Annotated in this window: 18 protein-coding genes and 2 pseudogenes; 17 read left to right on the top strand and 3 right to left on the bottom strand. The window is 55.6% G+C overall.

From position 1 onward, the window contains the following. Positions 1-63 precede the first annotated feature (63 nt). Both tnpA and EBB_RS21830 read left to right on the top strand, forming a co-directional pair. On the top strand, positions 64-339 hold the full coding sequence (tnpA, locus tag EBB_RS21835) for an IS66 family insertion sequence element accessory protein TnpA (RefSeq protein WP_192395791.1): 276 nt from the start codon (positions 64-66) through the stop codon (positions 337-339). A gap of 186 nt (positions 340-525) precedes the next feature. After that, positions 526-2,138 (top strand): annotated as a pseudogene (locus tag EBB_RS21830) (IS3 family transposase). Between the two features lie 488 nt (positions 2,139-2,626). Here the strand turns inward: EBB_RS21830 and EBB_RS26190 are convergent. Together EBB_RS26190 and leuA are read right to left on the bottom strand one after the other, a co-directional pair. Further along, positions 2,627-3,073: a class I SAM-dependent methyltransferase gene (locus tag EBB_RS26190; protein WP_225587700.1), complete on the bottom strand. Its 447-nt coding sequence runs from the start codon at positions 3,071-3,073 to the stop codon at positions 2,627-2,629. 14 nt (positions 3,074-3,087) lie between these two features. Then, positions 3,088-4,863 carry a 2-isopropylmalate synthase gene (leuA, locus tag EBB_RS21820; RefSeq protein WP_442785865.1) on the bottom strand — a complete coding sequence of 592 codons (1,776 nt, stop codon included), beginning with the start codon at positions 4,861-4,863 and terminating at the stop codon, positions 3,088-3,090. A 118-nt stretch (positions 4,864-4,981) separates the two neighbouring features. Between leuA and EBB_RS21815 the strand changes: the two genes are divergently transcribed. The 3 genes from EBB_RS21815 (at position 4,982) to EBB_RS21805 (ending at position 6,716) form a co-directional block, all read left to right on the top strand. Further along, on the top strand, positions 4,982-5,455 hold the full coding sequence (locus EBB_RS21815; RefSeq protein WP_192395790.1) for an Lrp/AsnC family transcriptional regulator: 474 nt from the start codon (positions 4,982-4,984) through the stop codon (positions 5,453-5,455). A 119-nt stretch (positions 5,456-5,574) separates the two neighbouring features. Beyond that, the gene (locus tag EBB_RS21810; protein WP_192395789.1) at positions 5,575-5,799 is read left to right on the top strand and encodes a thioredoxin domain-containing protein; all 225 of its coding nucleotides are present in this window, start codon (positions 5,575-5,577) and stop codon (positions 5,797-5,799) included. Next, a complete protein-coding gene (locus EBB_RS21805) occupies positions 5,796-6,716 on the top strand; it encodes an EamA family transporter (RefSeq protein WP_192395788.1) in 921 nt (306 codons plus the stop codon). The genes EBB_RS21810 and EBB_RS21805 overlap by 4 nt, the downstream gene beginning before the upstream one ends. A 59-nt stretch (positions 6,717-6,775) precedes the next feature. Here EBB_RS21805 and EBB_RS21800 read toward each other — a convergent pair whose 3' ends face one another. Beyond that, on the bottom strand, positions 6,776-7,486 hold the full coding sequence (locus EBB_RS21800; protein WP_192395787.1) for an autoinducer binding domain-containing protein: 711 nt from the start codon (positions 7,484-7,486) through the stop codon (positions 6,776-6,778). Between the two features lie 235 nt (positions 7,487-7,721). Between EBB_RS21800 and EBB_RS21795 the strand changes: the two genes are divergently transcribed. The 12 genes and pseudogenes from EBB_RS21795 (at position 7,722) to EBB_RS21740 (ending at position 15,911) form a co-directional block, all read left to right on the top strand. Then, a complete protein-coding gene (locus EBB_RS21795) occupies positions 7,722-8,153 on the top strand; it encodes a GNAT family N-acetyltransferase (RefSeq protein WP_192395786.1) in 432 nt (143 codons plus the stop codon). Between the two features lie 7 nt (positions 8,154-8,160). After that, the gene (locus EBB_RS21790; RefSeq protein WP_192395785.1) at positions 8,161-9,276 is read left to right on the top strand and encodes an NAD(P)H-dependent oxidoreductase; all 1,116 of its coding nucleotides are present in this window, start codon (positions 8,161-8,163) and stop codon (positions 9,274-9,276) included. Between the two features lie 11 nt (positions 9,277-9,287). Then, entirely contained in the window at positions 9,288-9,806 is a 519-nt protein-coding gene (locus tag EBB_RS21785) for a class IV adenylate cyclase (RefSeq protein WP_192395784.1), read from the top strand. 49 nt (positions 9,807-9,855) lie between these two features. Continuing rightward, the gene (locus EBB_RS21780) at positions 9,856-10,281 is read left to right on the top strand and encodes a PaaI family thioesterase (protein ID WP_192395783.1); all 426 of its coding nucleotides are present in this window, start codon (positions 9,856-9,858) and stop codon (positions 10,279-10,281) included. Continuing rightward, positions 10,281-10,634, top strand: a complete 354-nt coding sequence (locus EBB_RS21775; RefSeq protein ID WP_223146905.1) for a cupin domain-containing protein — start codon at positions 10,281-10,283, stop codon at positions 10,632-10,634. Before EBB_RS21780 ends, EBB_RS21775 begins: the two co-directional genes overlap by 1 nt. 209 nt (positions 10,635-10,843) lie before the next feature. Then, positions 10,844-11,404 (top strand): histidine phosphatase family protein, encoded by a 561-nt coding sequence (locus EBB_RS21770; protein WP_192395781.1) that lies wholly within the window; start codon positions 10,844-10,846, stop codon positions 11,402-11,404. 65 nt (positions 11,405-11,469) lie between these two features. Next, positions 11,470-12,090 (top strand): LysE family translocator, encoded by a 621-nt coding sequence (locus EBB_RS21765; RefSeq protein WP_192395780.1) that lies wholly within the window; start codon positions 11,470-11,472, stop codon positions 12,088-12,090. Positions 12,091-12,141: 51 nt separating this feature from the next. Continuing rightward, positions 12,142-12,954, top strand: coding sequence for a shikimate dehydrogenase family protein (locus EBB_RS21760; RefSeq protein WP_192395779.1), 813 nt, complete (start codon positions 12,142-12,144; stop codon positions 12,952-12,954). Positions 12,955-13,149: 195 nt separating this feature from the next. Beyond that, positions 13,150-13,542, top strand: coding sequence for a DUF4260 domain-containing protein (locus EBB_RS21755; protein ID WP_192395778.1), 393 nt, complete (start codon positions 13,150-13,152; stop codon positions 13,540-13,542). Continuing rightward, positions 13,499-13,912 (top strand): class I SAM-dependent methyltransferase, encoded by a 414-nt coding sequence (locus tag EBB_RS26185; protein ID WP_225587698.1) that lies wholly within the window; start codon positions 13,499-13,501, stop codon positions 13,910-13,912. The genes EBB_RS21755 and EBB_RS26185 overlap by 44 nt, the downstream gene beginning before the upstream one ends. After that, positions 13,875-15,108, top strand: a pseudogene (locus tag EBB_RS21745) (amidase). The gene EBB_RS26185 and the pseudogene EBB_RS21745 overlap by 38 nt, the downstream one beginning before the upstream one ends. Further along, entirely contained in the window at positions 15,096-15,911 is an 816-nt protein-coding gene (locus tag EBB_RS21740; RefSeq protein ID WP_192395775.1) for an alpha/beta fold hydrolase, read from the top strand. The pseudogene EBB_RS21745 and the gene EBB_RS21740 overlap by 13 nt, the downstream one beginning before the upstream one ends. Positions 15,912-15,916: the final 5 nt, after the last annotated feature.

Below are 15,916 nucleotides of genomic sequence, written 5' to 3'. Positions count from 1 at the left end.
CGTCCCCGTCTGTAAAAAATATTCCACCTGCGGCATCCTGTGCTTTTTTGGCCAGGAGAAGTAATGGCGATCACATCGAAATGGCGTCAGCATATTGAAGCGTGGCAACGCAGTGATCTATCGCAAGCCGAGTATTGCGCTGAGCAACAGATTAACGTCCGCACGTTCACGACGCGACTGAGTGACTATCGAAAATTACCGGCACCTGGTTCGTCTGCACTGATACCGGTGCAGATTGAGCAGGCGCCAACTGCGGCGATTATCTTTACGGATGCCCAAGGCCATCGTTTGGAGTTGCCTGCTTCGATCTCGGCGAGTTGGGTTGCGGAACTGCTGTGAATCGCCCCGGTTTTCTCGGAGGCTCCAACCTTTGAGAGAATGGAGCAATGAAAGAGAAAACATCAAACCAATATTCATCAGAAATCCGAGAGCGAGCCATTCGCATGGTGCGAGAACATCAAAGCCCCCTGAGTCAGAATAGTTGTCGCCTCAAATTTCCATTCCTTTTGAAATTTGAGATGAACCATGAGCCGTTCCAAAAAGCAGTATTCTGATGCATTCAAAGACCAAGCGTTGGCGAAAGTCTACAGCCGGGGCAACCGATCCATTCAAACGGTTGCCGATGAATGAAACCTGAGCATACATACCCTAAAAACCTGGATGAGCCACACCTCCTCGACCGATCACCGTCCTGTCACAGCCAAGTCCGCCCAGCGGCCTCAAGATTGGCGGCCCGAAGAACGTTTGCTGGCCCTCCAGGAAAGCCATAGTTTGAGCGGCGAGGTGCTGAATGCCTGGTGCCGGGAGCGTGGCGTATTTACCCATCAACTGGCGCAGTGGAAAAGCGAGTTTTGCGCCTCAGCCAGGTTGCGTCCTGATCGCGAAGAAAGCCAGAATCTGCGTAGCCTCAAGGCCGAGAACCAGCGTCTGGCACGCGAACTCCAGCGTAAGGAGAAAGCACTAGCCGAAGCCGCTGCCTTGTTGATCCTGCAAATACCCACAGGGCACAAGAAAAGGTGCGGGCGCTGTTGGGTGGGCGCGGTCGAATGACCTCCCTTCCGCAGCGCCAGCAGCTGGTCGACTCAGTCGCCGAAGCCACGGCGGCCGGTGCTCGCCAGGACCAAGCCTGTGCCGTACTGGGCCTGAGCCCGCGCACCTTGCAACGTTGGCAGGCCGGGGAAACATTGACGGAAGACCGCCGGCCGCAACGGCACTATACGCCGTCGCATGCCTTGAGCGATGCGGAGCGGAGTCACCTCTTGGTCGTCGCGAATTCGGCTGAGTTTGCCGATCTGCCGCCCAGCCAGATTGTCCCGCGCCTGGCCGACCAAGGGATTTATCTGGCGTCCGAATCGACCTTCTACCGCATTCTGAAAGCCGCAAGGCAACTGAAGCACCGCCGTAGCGAGCGCCCCAGCCAGCCCCGTACCCAGCCCAAGGCGCTGACGGCCACCGCGCCGAATCAGCTCTATAGCGGGGATATCACCTATCTGCCGGCGGCGGTCAAAGGCCGGTTCTACTATCTCTACCTGTTCCTGGATATTTTCAGTCGGCAGGTCGTGGGTTGGCAGGTGTTCGAGGCAGAAAGCGGCCAATTGGCCAGCGAGCTGTTACGGGACATCTATCAGCGCGAAGACCTGCGGCCCCAACAGGTCGTCCTGCATTCGGATAATGGCGGCCCAATGAAAGGCGCCACGATGCTGGCCACCCTGCAACGGCTCGGCATCATGCCGTCCTTTAGCAGACCGGCGGTCAGCAACGACAACCCCTATTCGGAATCGTTGTTCAAAACCTTGAAATACCGTCCGCCATACCCGTTGCAACCGTTTGCCGACTTAACGTCCGCCCGGCACTGGGTGGCTGATCTCGTGCAGTGGTATTTATGACCTTCAGGTTACAACCACGAACACCGCCACAGCGCCATCGGCTTCGTGACCCCGGCGCAACGCCATGCCGGCTTGGACCAGGCCCTGCTTGCTCAACGCCAGGCGTTGTACGAACAAGCCAAGGCTCAAAACCCCCGGCGCTGGAGCCGACAGACCCGCCGCTGGAACCGCGTCCATACCGTGTATCTCAATCCTGACCAGGCCGATACGCAAAACTCTGCCAATACCACAAACCAGGAGGCCGCCAGCTAGGGCAATATAGCCGCATGAGTTTTTGCATTGAGGCGACAACTAGCTTGAAATTTTCCGCCATTGGCAGGTTCGTTTCGTTTGGCGGGTCTTGGCCGAACTAACACAATCAGCTAAGCATTTGACGCATAAGGACCGTGCGAATATCGAACCATATTCATACGGAAAAAGGCATCCCATTCCCCCGAATTCGCTTCGCTATTCGGGGCTACTCGGATTAACGTTTTGCCGATTTCTCCGCTTCAACCTCAAGCAAGACCATCGCCACATGGGCTTGGCCGTCAGCGCACAAGGGCACTTGATCCAGATATCTGGAACATACCGCTTCGATAAAGGCTTCCCGGTATGCCTCGGGAACACGGTGCGTGTAAGGCAGCCAGGTGGTTCGAATTCAGCTCGCCAAACCGGCACGGCCATCGTGGGTCATGTCCTTGGCGACGAGCTCTAGCCGTTCGACGGTAAATCCGGCGGCTTTCAGCATCACCCGGTATTCATCGACTCCCGAAAAGGTGTTCGGAAACTCGAAGCCGCCGAAATACCGCGACCATGGCGCCGTGCCTTTGACTCGGTCCATCGCCGCCCACTGGTTGGTGTTGCTTGACCCAGTGCAGTACCGCGTTGGAGAACACCACGTCAAATTGTTCGGCAAAGCTTAAATTCCCCGCATCCATGACTTGGAAAGCCAGGTTGGGATGTTGCGTTTGCGGGTATCGGCGCTGGGCCAGGGCGATCATCGCTTCCGAGTTGTCGATGCCGACCACCGTGCCTTGATCGACGATTGCGGCGATTTCCGCCGTTACTTTGCCGTCGCCGCAACCCAAATCCAGCACGGTTTCGCGGCCGGTCAAGCGCATGCCCGCGATCAGTTCTTTAGCCCATTGCTGTTGGGCTTGCGAGTTTTGGGCATAATCCTGGGCATTCCGGCGGTAAGTATTCAATGTTGTCTCCTGCGTTAAACGGTTGCCTCGGACGCCGCCGTGCTATCGGCGCTCAAACCTGCATGTTCAATTTTGCGAAATTGCATAATGCCCAAATCGCCGCCCAAGCGATTGCAACCGCTGATCAGCGCCTTAATTGATGCTGTAACGATGTTGGCGTCCAAGCCGACGCCATAGGTCGTGGTTCCGTTCGCTGCCGCCAGTTCGACGAAGGCGCAGGCCTGGGCATCGCCGCCGCTGCCGACCGAGCGTTCTTCGTAACTGCGTACCGACACTGCGCCGCCGAGGCAGTGCAAAGCCTGGACGGCGGCGTCTATCGGTCCGTTACCTACGCCGGTTAATGTGCGCGGTTCGCCGTCCCATTCAATGTTCAGTTGTATGCCTTGGCCTTGCGCGTGCTCGAACAATTGATGGCCCCGGTAACGCAAAGGCTTTGCCAAATCCAGATAGGTCTGGGCAAACAATTGCCACAACGCTTCCGCGCCGATTTCGCCGCCGTGGCGGTCGGTGTGCTGTTGGACCACTCGCGAAAATTCGATCTGCAAACGGCGCGGCAGCACCACGCCGTAATGGCTTTCCAATAAATGGGCGATGCCGCCCTTGCCGGACTGGCTGTTGATGCGGATCACCGCGTCGTAACCGCGACCGACGTCGGCCGGATCGAACGGTAGATACGGCACGTTCCAGACACTATCGGGTTGCCGGACGGCAAAGCCTTTCTTGATGGCGTCCTGGTGCGAGCCGGAAAACGCGGTGAACACCAACTCGCCGGCATAGGGTTGGCGCGGCGGTACGCTCATGCCGGTGCAAGCCTCGAATTCGCCCACCACCTTGTCGATGTCGGAAAAATCCAAGCCCGGCGCCACGCCCTGGGTATAAAGATTCAAGGCCAGCGTCACCAAATCCACGTTGCCGGTGCGTTCGCCGTTGCCGAACAAGCAACCCTCGACGCGCTCGGCGCCGGCCATCAACGCCAGTTCGGCAGCGGCCACCGCCGTGCCACGGTCGTTGTGCGGATGCACGCTGAGGATGACGCTGTCGCGGCGGGCGATATGCCGGTGCATCCATTCGATCTGGTCGGCGTAGACGTTCGGCGTCGCCGTTTCCACCGACGACGGCAAGTTGAGGATGATCTTGTTGTCCGGCGTCGCGCCCCAGGCGGCGCTGACCGCATCGCACACCTCGACGGCGAAATCCGGCTCGGTGGCGGTGAAGGCTTCCAGGCTGTATTGCAAGCGCCACTGGGTTTGCGGTTGGTCGGCGGTCAATTGTTTGACCAAGCGCACCGCATCGACAGCCATCGCCAACACCTCGGACCGTCTCATGCCTAACACCTGGTCGCGAAACGCTTGGGAGGTGGCGTTGACGATATGGACGATGGCCGAGCGCGCGCCCTGCAAGGCTTCGACGGTTCTACGGAGCAAGGGTTCGCGAGCGTGGCTGAGCACTTCGATGGTCACGTCGGCGGGGATCAAACCCTCGTTTATCAAGCGGCGCACGAAATCGAAATCGGTTTGCGAGGCCGACGGAAACGCCACTTCGATTTCCTTGAAACCGATGCTGCATAAGGTGCGGAACAGGCGCAGCTTGCGTTCGGCGTTCATCGGCTCGAACAAAGCTTGGTTGCCGTCGCGCAAGTCGGTGCTCATCCAGATCGGCGCTTGGCTGATCGTGCGATTGGGCCATTGGCGGTCGGCAAGCGCTATCGGTGGAAACGGGCGGTATTTGTGGGAAGGGTCGGTCAACATGGCTTTTAACTCCTCAAAACGGTAGCCGATAGGATAGGCCAAACCGTCCGCCAGCCGATTGCGTTTATGCTGTTTAAAAGGTTAAATATTGATAGAATGTTGCTGTAAATATGAATAAATATTTATTTTATTGTTTTATTAAATGATTAGCGGGCATTTTATGGAGCTGGATAAATACGACAGGCAAATCTTGAACATCCTGCAAACCGACGGCCGCATCAGCAATCAGGAACTGGCCGACCGCATCGGCTTGTCGCCGTCGCCGTGTTTGCGGCGGGTGCGGGCCTTGGAGGAGGGCGGCTTGGTCGTCGGCTACCGGGCGCTGCTGGATGCCAAAGCCTTGGGATTGACGTTGATGGCCTTGATCCACATTTCGATGGACCAGCACACGCCGGAACGTTTCAGCACTTTCGAAGCGGCGGTCGCCGGTATTCCTGAAGTCCTGGAATGTCTGCTGATCACCGGCCAAGCCGCCGACTACCAGCTCAAGGTGGTGGTCAAGGACTTGGACGCCTACCAGGAGTTACTGCTGAAACGCATCACCGGCATTGCCGGCGTCAGCGGGGTACACACCAGCTTTGTATTGCGGCGGGTGGTAGATAAAACGGCGTTTCCGGTTGGGGAAGGGCGCTGACTATTCTAAACTGGCAGACCGCTTCGTATAAACTGCGCTTAAACACGGCGACTGACAGCGGACGAGCCCGTCTACGCTTCGATAACATTCAAGCAATTTTCCAACCGATAGGTTTTCCTATGCTACTAACCTTAATCAGCGGCAACAAAGAGTATTCGTCCTGGCCGCTACGCCCGTGGGTGGCAGAGGCGCAAGTAGCAGCCGATATTATTAACCCGGCCCTATTTAACATGAGTACACCGTTCGGGCTGTGCCTGTCGAAGCCTGATGTGGCCGGTCCTTCGATAGGCTCAGGACGAACGGTATTGAACGGCCGGGTTAATAGTCAGGCGTTTGCAGAATGAAAGCTAAAGTCTGGGCCGCGTTGTTGGCCGTTTATCTGGTGTGGGGATCAACGTATTTGATGATCCGCTTCGTCGTCGAAACATTGCCGCCATTTTTGTCCGGTGGATTGCGTTTTGTCGTGTCCGGCTTCATTTTGTTGGCTTGGCGGCGTCTGGCCGGCGATGCCGCGCCGACCTTAAGGCAGTGGCGTTCGGCCGCCGTTGTCGGTATTTTGTTATTGCTCGGCGGCAACGGCTTGGTCTGTTGGGCCGAACAAACCGTCCCGTCCGGCATCGCCGCGTTGATCATCGGTGCCGTGCCGATGTTTCTGGTAATTGCCGACGCAATCCGGCCCAACGGCGTTAGACCGACGCTGCGCGTACTGGTTGGGTTGGTCATCGGCTTCATGGGGATTTACCTGCTGGTCGGTCCGTCGGTGTTTGCGGACGGTATGCCGTTAAATATGCCCGGGGTGGCGGCGCTATTACTCGCCAGCTTGCTTTGGGCGCTTGGTTCAATCTACAGCAAGACTGCGGATTTGCCGAACACGGCGCTGATGACAACCGGCGCGGAAATGCTGGCCGGCGGCTTTGCGTTGTTGCTGGTCAGTGCACTAAGCGAACAATGGGGTGTTTTCAATCTGGCTCAAGTATCGGCTAACTCCTGGCTGGCCTTGGCGTATCTGATAGTGTTTGGCTCGATGATCGGTTTCGCGTCCTACGCCTGGTTGCTGCAAAACACACCTATCCCGCTGGTAGCGACCTACGCCTACGTCAATCCGCTGGTGGCGGTGTTTTTAGGCAACTGGTTCGCGAACGAACCGCTTACGCCGCGCATCCTGAGTGCGTCGGCGATCATCATCGGGGCTATCGTATTCATGAATAGTGCGCGCGGCTCAAGGGCCAAGCCGGCAGCGGAGCGAGGCGCGAGCGAATGAAGGCCTCAACAAAGGTAGGTCTTTTTTCAGTCCCGGCGGAAGCAGTAACCGATTGCTTATTACAAAAAACCGAGCAGCGCCGCTTTAACGGCCGCCGCGGTTTTGTTGCTGGCATTTAATTTGGCTGCGGCATTGCTGATATGAAAATTGACAGTCCGCTCGGTTATTTTCATGATGTCGGCGATTTCGCCGGCGGTTTTGCCATCGGCCGTCCAGCGTAGTACCGCGATCTCGCGGTTCGATAGTTTTGTATCCGCTTCCGGCAGCAATTTGGGTAATAAGCGGCGCGATAGGGCCATATGCGCAGTTTGGGTCAACCAAGCCATTTTAAAAGCCTTGTCCGCCAGCTCGGCTTTGCTCAGCGGCTCATCGGATCGCGCCAACGTCAGCATACCGGTGGCGCCGGGGACGTCCCGCATGGATTGCGCCCAACCGTACCGCAAGCCGAACGAACGGGCCTCTTCCCAAAACGCCGCCGTTGAGGCGAACAAACCGTCCGTCCACAGGATGGGCTGAGACGAGCGGAGAGCATGTTTGACGGTGGGGTCGATCGCACAATAGTTTTTAGCCTGATATTGCGTTTGCCAAGCCGATGGATAATTGCTCACTTTCACGATCTTCGGATTGCTTAGCGGCAGCGCCAACCGGAGTCCGTAGGCGCAATAATCAAAACCCAATTCCGCACCCAACGCCGCAATGGCTTGAAAAAGCTGATGCTCGCTGTCGCTGGTTTGCAATGCTTGAAGTTGAATTTCTTGCCAAGCTTTCATGGGCTTATTGTCGTTAAATCTGTTCGACAGCTTATCCTAAAGGCTGAGTTCGCGGAAACCCCATGTCCGGTAATACTTACCGGCAAACCAGAATGGCGGTATATGCTGTCAATGTTGACAGTTGTTAGGCGGTTGTAAATAGCGTCTAATCCGGCTAAGCAGGTAGGCGTTTAAACTGCACCCGGTATTATGTTCCAAGCCAACAGCCACCCTTTTTGATTATTAAGCCGTAGCCATGACTTTCGATATTTTCATTGCCGATACCGAGGCGGAAATCCAAGCCTGTTTTCCGGTGTTCAGCGAGTTGCGCCTGTACCTCAAGCAAGAACAGTTTCTAGCCCAGGTTCGCCGCCAGCAACTGCAGTCCTACCAAATTCTGGCTGTTAGACAGCAGGGCGCCGTTAAAAGCGTGGCGGGTTTTCGTTTGGCCGAGTTTTTGGCCTGGGGCAAAATACTGTACGTCGACGATTTAGCTACACTTAGCGGCGAGACTGCGCAAGGCTTCGCCGGCGCCTTGCTCGGTTGGCTGATAGCTCACGCCAAAGCGCACGGCTGCCAGGGCGTGCATCTGGATTCCGGCCATCAGCGCTTTACCGCCCATCGCTTGTATCTTAATAAGGGCTTTCAGCTGAGCAGCCATTACTTTTCCCTGAGCTTCAATACCTAAATTTGCCATGAAAATTCTGGCCTTATACGGCAGCTTGCGGGCGGCGTCCATTAATTCCGCCGTGCTGCGCACTGTGAGGTATTTGGCGCCGGCCTCGATTGAAGTCCGTCTGTTTTCCGGGCTTGGCGACTTGCCCTTATACAATCCGGATTTGGAAAGCACGCTTCCGGCTGTCGCGAAGCAATTGCGCAACGAAGTTGCCGCGGCGGACGCCTTGCTGATCGCCAGCCCGGAATATGCGCACGGGGTTACCGGCACCATCAAAAACGCGCTGGATTGGTTGGTGGCATTCGAGGGCTTTGTTGATAAACCGGTGGCGGTATTGAATGCCACGCCACGCGCCCAGCATGCCGATACCGAGCTCCGGGAAACCTTGATCACGATGTCGGCCACACTGATCGAAGCCGCCTCGATCACCTTGCCTTTGCCGAGTGCCAACATCGGCGAAGCGGAGCTGTTGGCGATGCCGGAAATCGTGTCATTACTGAGCGGCGTGTTAACCAAAGTCCAACGCGCGGTAAAGTGGTTGCCGGACATGAAGCCTTATCTCAGCAGCAGTCTTTATATCGACAGTCAACATCCGGCCATCGTCGCCCAAGCCGCAAAACTGGCCGAAGGTTACAGCGATGAGGAAGCCATCGCCAAACGCTGTTTCGAATTCGTTCGCGACGAAATCAAGCATAGCTGGGACTACCGGCTGAACCCCGTGACCTGTAAAGCCTCCGATGTGTTAAGTCACGTTACCGGCTACTGCTACGCCAAAAGCCATTTGCTGGCGGCGCTGTTGCGTGCCAACGGCATTCCGGCCGGACTGTGTTATCAGCGGCTGACGATAGACGGCGACCCGCCGCCCTTTTGCCTGCACGGTTTGAACGCGGTCTACCTGGAGCCATACGGCTGGTACCGGATCGATGCGCGCGGCAATAAGCCCGGTGTGGCAGCGGATTTTTGCCCGCCGCTGGAAAAATTGGCCTTTCCGATTATGAATTCCTTGGAGCAAGATTTGCCCGGCATCCACGCTGAGCCCTTGCCGGCCGTCATTAAAGCCTTAACCGAACACCAAACCGTCGAGCAGGTTTATCACAACTTGCCGGACATCGATCATCAAAATCAATCTGTCTAACCGAAGCCAATATGGCCAAAAACATTGAAATCAAAGCCCGAATCGATAGCGTCGAATCACTATGGCCGCTGGTGGTCAACGTCGCCGATGAAGGACCTATCGAAATCATTCAGGACGATACTTTTTTTCCTTGCCCCAACGGACGACTAAAACTTCGCGCCTTTTCCGATCATGACGGGCAACTGATTTTCTATCAACGCCCGGATAGCGCCGGCCCCACGGCATCGTTTTATATGATCTCGCCGACCGCATCGCCCGATACTCTCCGTCAAACGCTAGCCCTTGCTTACGGTGAAGGCGGTAGGGTGCTAAAGCAGCGCACACTGTTCATGGTGGGACGGACTCGGCTGCATTTGGATAAAGTCGAAGGGCTGGGTGATTTTTTGGAATTGGAAGTGGTGCTGACAGAAAACGAGCTTAACGAAACCGGTGTGGCAATTGCGCATGAATTGCTGGAAAGGCTGGGCATCTCTGATCGTCTGCTTATCGAGGAGGCTTATGTCGATCTGCTTGCCGCGCCGGCGGTTTGAAAAACCGGAACTCAAACCTTCACATGAACACTCATCAGAGATCATTGCAATGGATGTTTCAAAATTACCCTTCAATCAACTGATCGGCTTGGAGCTAGCCAAGCCGGATAGCGGCTTTTTAGTTTCCTTACCGGAAAACCCTCAATACACCAATCATCTCGGCACCGTCCACGGCAGCGCCTTATTGGCGGTTGCCGAAGCGGGTTCCGGTGCGTTTCTTTCACAGCAGTTTTCCGGTATCGCCGGCATCGTTCCGGTGGTCAGAAAGCTTGAGGCCAAGTTTCGCAAGCCGGCATTGGGGCAGGTGTCGGCCAGATGCGATGTCCCAGTTGCAGGGACTGAACGCTGGTCTACTGAGCTGACGACCCGAGGCCGGGTAGTAGCCGCAATTCCCGTTGAGGTTGTCGATGGTGCGGGAGTGGTAGTCATGTCGGCCGTCGTTGAGTGGTTTATCGTTCAAGGTGCAACCAATTAATGGAAAAATTTATGCAAGCAATCGACCGCTCATCCGCTGAGCACTACACATGGGGCGACGGCTGCGACGGTTGGCATCTCGTAAAACGAGCCGACATGTCGGTGATTTCCGAGCGCGTACCGCCCGGCGCAAGCGAAGTACGTCATGTTCACGCCAGCGCCCGGCAGTTTTTCTATATTTTGGAAGGTTGCGCCATTATGGAAATAAACGGCAAACGCATCCAATTATCCGAAGGACAAGGCATTGAAGTCGCTCCCGAGACGCCACACCAACTCATCAATGAATCCAGCGCTGACGTCCGGTTTTTGGTGATCTCTCATCCCGCCACAATTGGAGACCGTATTGAGGTTTAACATCGCCGTTAATCGGAACGCGTTAACGCGCAGCCCTTACGTTTTAAAATTGCCGTCATCGGCAGAACCCATGGATAAGATCGACCTCAAGCCGGATTGGCAAACATCACGAAATTTATTTGAGCGATATACGGCGCGCAGATCCGAAGAACTGGAAAACCATCATTCGGCAACCCATGAAATGACAATTAACTTCAACAAGAGAACCCATGGAAATTACATTAATCAGGCACGGTAAACCGACATTCGAGCTGAAAGGCAAGGCCAAGGCGCGGGACGTTTGCGAGATTATCAGAAATTATGATTTATCCGGTATCGCGGACGAAGCGCCGGAAAACGCCAAGCAGCGCGCATCGGCTTGCCATGTCGCCGTTTGTAGCGACTTTATCCGTTCTCTGGAATCGGCCAAGGCATTGGGATTTGCCGATATTTTGCTGAGCGACCCCGTGTTTCGGGAAATCGCTACCCCTCATTTCAAACAGGGGTCATTGACGATGTCGGTCAATGCCTGGGGCGTGCTGTTGCGGTGTCTGTCGGTGATTGGATTCTCGCGAAACGGAGAGTCGTTGTTAATGGCAAAAAGGCGGGCGCAAGTCGCGGCATCGACATTAATAGACCTGGCGCATGAGCATCAAAGTGTGTTGCTGGTGGGCCATGGTTTCGTTAATTACTTCATAGCCCAGGAATTGTTAGCCAGAAACTGGGTTGGTCCCGCGAAGCCGGGCGGCGGCTATTGGGAATATGGGGTATATCGCTATCGCACAACATAGGATGAGGATCGAGCTTAGGTCGTTAGCCAATTATCTCTATTTTAGAAACCACATAAATTTCGCACATGGATGAATTTTTCTTTTCCGCCCTGTCGTTTGGGCTTGCCGCCGGGCTCAAACCCGGTCCACTTGGAATCGTCGTTATCCAACAAACCTTGAGCAAAGGTCTGCTGAGTGGCTTTCGTGCAAGCTTGGCTCCATTGATAACCGATGGCCCAATAATCATTGTAGCGCTATGGTTGCTTTCCAGCTTCAAAAGCATCAATTTGTTTGCCACAACGCTGAGCCTAATTGGAGGTCTGTACTTGGTTTATCTGGCCCGGAAAATATTGTCCCTTAAGGAAATCGTTTTGGCCGGGAAGCTCGAAAAAGAAAGTTCACTCTCTCAAGCCGTGAAAATCAATCTGCTGAACCCAAGCCCTTATCTCTTTTGGTTTACGGTTGGTGGTGCTTACATTCTGCGGGGAAATGCGGTGCAGAGTTCGGTCTTTGTGGCCACCGCTATACTGACGCTCATCGCATCAAAATTCGCCGTTGCTTTGCTTGCGGCTTTTTTCAGGCCAGCCCTGGAAAGCCATGGTTACGTGCTGGTTATGAAAGTATTGGCCTTAATGATGGCTGCTTTTGGTTTGGCGTCTGTCCGTCAGGCTTATGTGCTGGCGCAGAATAGCGGCTTTGGTTTCTGACAGGTTGTCCGAAGCATTGCACCCGTCACTTTGCATTAGAATTTAAAAGACATGCTTGCATCGATTACCGGCAACACCAAAATACTCGGCGTCATCGCCGACCCGGTTAGCCAGGCCAGAACGCCGGCCATGGCAAACACATTACTGAGGGAAAGGGGGCTCTGGGGTGCCTTTGTCATGCTCCCCATGCAAGTGTCGGCGGAAGGCTTTCCCGCATTTATTGAGGGCCTGCGCGCCTTGAAAAACTTCGGGGGCGCAGTCGTTTCCATGCCACACAAAGTCGTTGCCGCCAATTTGGTTGATGAACTGACGTCGGAGGCATGCCTGATCGGTGCCGTGAATGTGGTTCGAAGGAACGGTGATGGACGCTTGATTGGCACCATGCTGGACGGCGAAGGTTTTGTTGCCGGATTAGCCGGCGCCGGATACAGCGTGAAAGGCGCGCACATCCTTCTGGTCGGAGCCGGAGGCGCCGCATCGGCGATTGCTTTTGCCCTTGCCAAACATGGCTGCTCGTCACTTTGCATACAAAATCGAACACCCGAAAGAGCCTGCGCGCTGTCGGCGAGAGTCCGCCATGCCTATCCGCAAGTGGACATATCGACAGAGCTGCGTTCGAATGCCCATTACGATCTCGCTATTAACGCCACATCTCTCGGCATGAAACCGAATGATGAGCTACCGATAGCCACGCGATTGATAGGGCATTGCGACCTAGTAGCCGAATGCGTGATCGCACCGGAAATGACGCCGTTACTCCAGGAAGCGTCCGGTCAAGGGAAGGTCATCCAGACCGGCGTTCCCATGTTGGCCGCGCAAATGAAGCTGATGTTGGCGTTCATGGGGCCGAGTGAGATGCAATAGGCCAAGAGAGCTTGTCGATATAGAATAAATCCTAGACTGCAGTTGCAGTGATAGCGGATCATAAGCGAGCTGTACGCCAAGGGTTACAAGTTTCACACCATACCCTGTCAATACTGACAGTTGTTGCAAGACCTGATCCTGAGTTGTAATTAACACAAAATAATCAGTTTCTATGCGGAAACTGCTGGAGTCCAAATGTCTGGTGAAACAACAGGTGCCGTTCGTGTTTTATTGCGACTGGAGGGACTTTGCGTATTGATTGCAGCCTGCCTTGCTTACGCAAAACTCAGCCTAGACTGGAGCAATTTCGCAATCTACTTTCTGGTGCCCTATATTTCTTTGTTCGGTTATTTCGCCGGCGCCAAGGTTGGCGCCATTAGCTATAACACCGCACACTCATACCTCGGTGCCGTTGCCAGCCTGGTGATCGGTTTTACGGTTCCGGCCCTTCAATGTGCCGGTTTAATCTGGTGTGCCCACATTGGCTTTGATCGGGCGCTGGGTTACGGGCTCAAATACCCGGAGGGATTCGGCTATACCCATCTTGGCCGCATCGGGCGATTTGCTGCCAAGCATTCGGAAAAATAATAACCGGGTGAGAAGTCTGGACACAACTTCCATACCCAACGCCCTTAGAACGCCGGGTACCGAAGGTTACAGCGAGTGCGCGGCAACATTGATTCTCCAATACGAAACCATCGTATTCGAGGAGCTTCACCGCGCCGAATTACACCTGTTGCCGACAACACCGGGATTTGTTTTGGACATCGGCGCGGGCATTGGTATCGATGCTGCTTGGTTTGCAGCGCGCGGACACAGGGTAGTTGCAGTCGAGCCGACCGAGGAATTCCGCATTGCTGGTGAAAAACCTGGGCAACCGTGCGCCGTTTACCGGCGTGCCTTTTCTGGTGAAGGACTTGATGCTGCGTTTCGCTGGCGTCACTATGTCGAACGGTAGTGTGGCGATGAAGGATTACCGTCCCGCCGCCGATAGCGAAATGGCCGCCCGGCTCAATGCCGCCGGGTTGATTACTTTCGGCAAGACCAATACCTCCGAGCTCGGCGCTGACCAACAACGCCGTGTTCGGTAGCACCCGCAACCCCTGGAATCTAAGCCTCAATTCGGGCGGCTCCAGCGGTGGCAGTGCCGCAGCCGTGGCTGCCCGCATCGTGCCTATGGCCTATGCCAGCGACGGCGGTGGATCGATCCGGCTGCCGACTTCCTATTGCGGCATTTTCGGTTTCAAACTGTCCCGAGGCTTGAACCGCTTCGAAGATTTATCGAAGGCGTGGGGCGGGGCGGTGGTCAGCCATGCCTGCACGATCAGCGTGCGCGACAGCGCCGCCTATCTGGATTGGGTGGCCGGCCACTCCGATCCGGCTTCCACGTCTTACCTGCACGCCGCCAGCCAGCCACCGAAAAGGCTGAAAATAGCGCTGATCAACCAGGCGCCTGTCGAAACATTGATACACCGCGACTGTCTCTCCGCTGCAGCCAAAGCCGCCAAACACTGCGCTGCGCTCGGCCACATTGTGGAGGAGGCGGCCTGGAACTTCGACGGCCACGAATTGATGCGCGCCTTTCTGACCGTGATTTTTTACTATACCGCGCGGGATGTCGCCAACATGGCGCAACTGCTGGAACTGGCTGAACCTCAGCTGGCCCTCGAGTTGAACACCCGGCTGATGGCCGGCGTCGGCAAAGGCGTGAGCGACGAACAACTGCAGCAGGCCTTGGCTGTCTGGCAGCGGATTGCCGCACGGTTGGCGGATTTTCATAACCGCTACGACGTGGTTCTGACGCCGACGGTTGCCACGCCGCCGTTGGCATCCGACGCCCTTGATCCCAATGTTCTGGAACGATGGCTGATGTGCGGATTGCTGGCGAGCGGCTTGGCCGACAAAATTTTCTGCAACAGCTTGCTGGATGCGATCATCAGCAAAGCCGTGCAGCAAACGCCGTTCACCCCGCTTGCCAACATCACCGGCCAACCGGCGATGTCGGTGCCGCTGTATTGGAGCGATGATGGTTTGCCGCATGGCGCGCAGTTCATGGCCGCAATCGGTAACGACCGGCTATTGTTCCAACTGGCCGCCCAGCTCGAACAATCCGAACCTTGGAAACACAGGATGCCACCTTTATGTCATCAATAGAATTCAGCCAATTCGGCGCCGCCGACGGCCGGCCGGTGATCTATTTCCACGGTACGCCGGGTTCGCCTGACGAATGCGAAATTTTCGATCGTTATGGCAAAAAACATCAGCAGACTATCATTTGTTATGACCGCTCGACCATAGCCCCTGGGTTGCAAGGCCATGCGTATTACCAATGCATCGCCGATGAGATTGCCAAGAAGGTTGGCGATAAGCCCGTCGATTTTATCGGCTTTTCGATCGGCGCCTGCATTGCCTTGCAAGTTTGCCGGGCGATGAACGGCAAGGTTCGCAGCCTGCATTTGGTTTCCGCCGCCGCGCCGCTGGATGCCGGCGACTTCATCGACGCGGCGGCGGGAAAAGCCGTTTTCCGGCTGGCTCAAAACCGTCCGTCCGCATTTCTGCGGTTGGCTCGGGTACAAGGATGGCTGGCGAATAGGTTTCCAGGCCTGTTGTTGCGAATGTTATTTGCCAGCGCGGCCGGCGAAGACCGAGCATTGCTGGCCGACCAGGGATTTCGGACCACGATGATAAAAACGCTCAAAACCTGTTTTAAGCGCGATGCCCTAGGCTATGCTCGCGACCTCGTCGCCTACGTTCAACCTTGGAAAGCGGCGCTGGCCGAAATCAGCGTCGATACTCAGATCTGGCACGGCGCGGAAGACAACTGGTCGCCGCTTGCCATGGCCGATTTTTTGGCATCGGCGTTGCCCGGCTGTTCGAAAATCACGGTAGTGGACGGACTTTCCCATTATTCGTGTCTGTATCGAGCAGCTCCGGAGATCTATCGATCGAAACCCTAAATTAA

The sequence above is a fragment of the Methylomonas fluvii genome (assembly GCF_014850975.1).
Taxonomy (GTDB): domain Bacteria; phylum Pseudomonadota; class Gammaproteobacteria; order Methylococcales; family Methylomonadaceae; genus Methylomonas; species Methylomonas fluvii.
The sequence above is the reverse complement of the archived record's forward strand: the minus strand, read 5'-3'. Positions and strand labels throughout refer to the sequence as shown.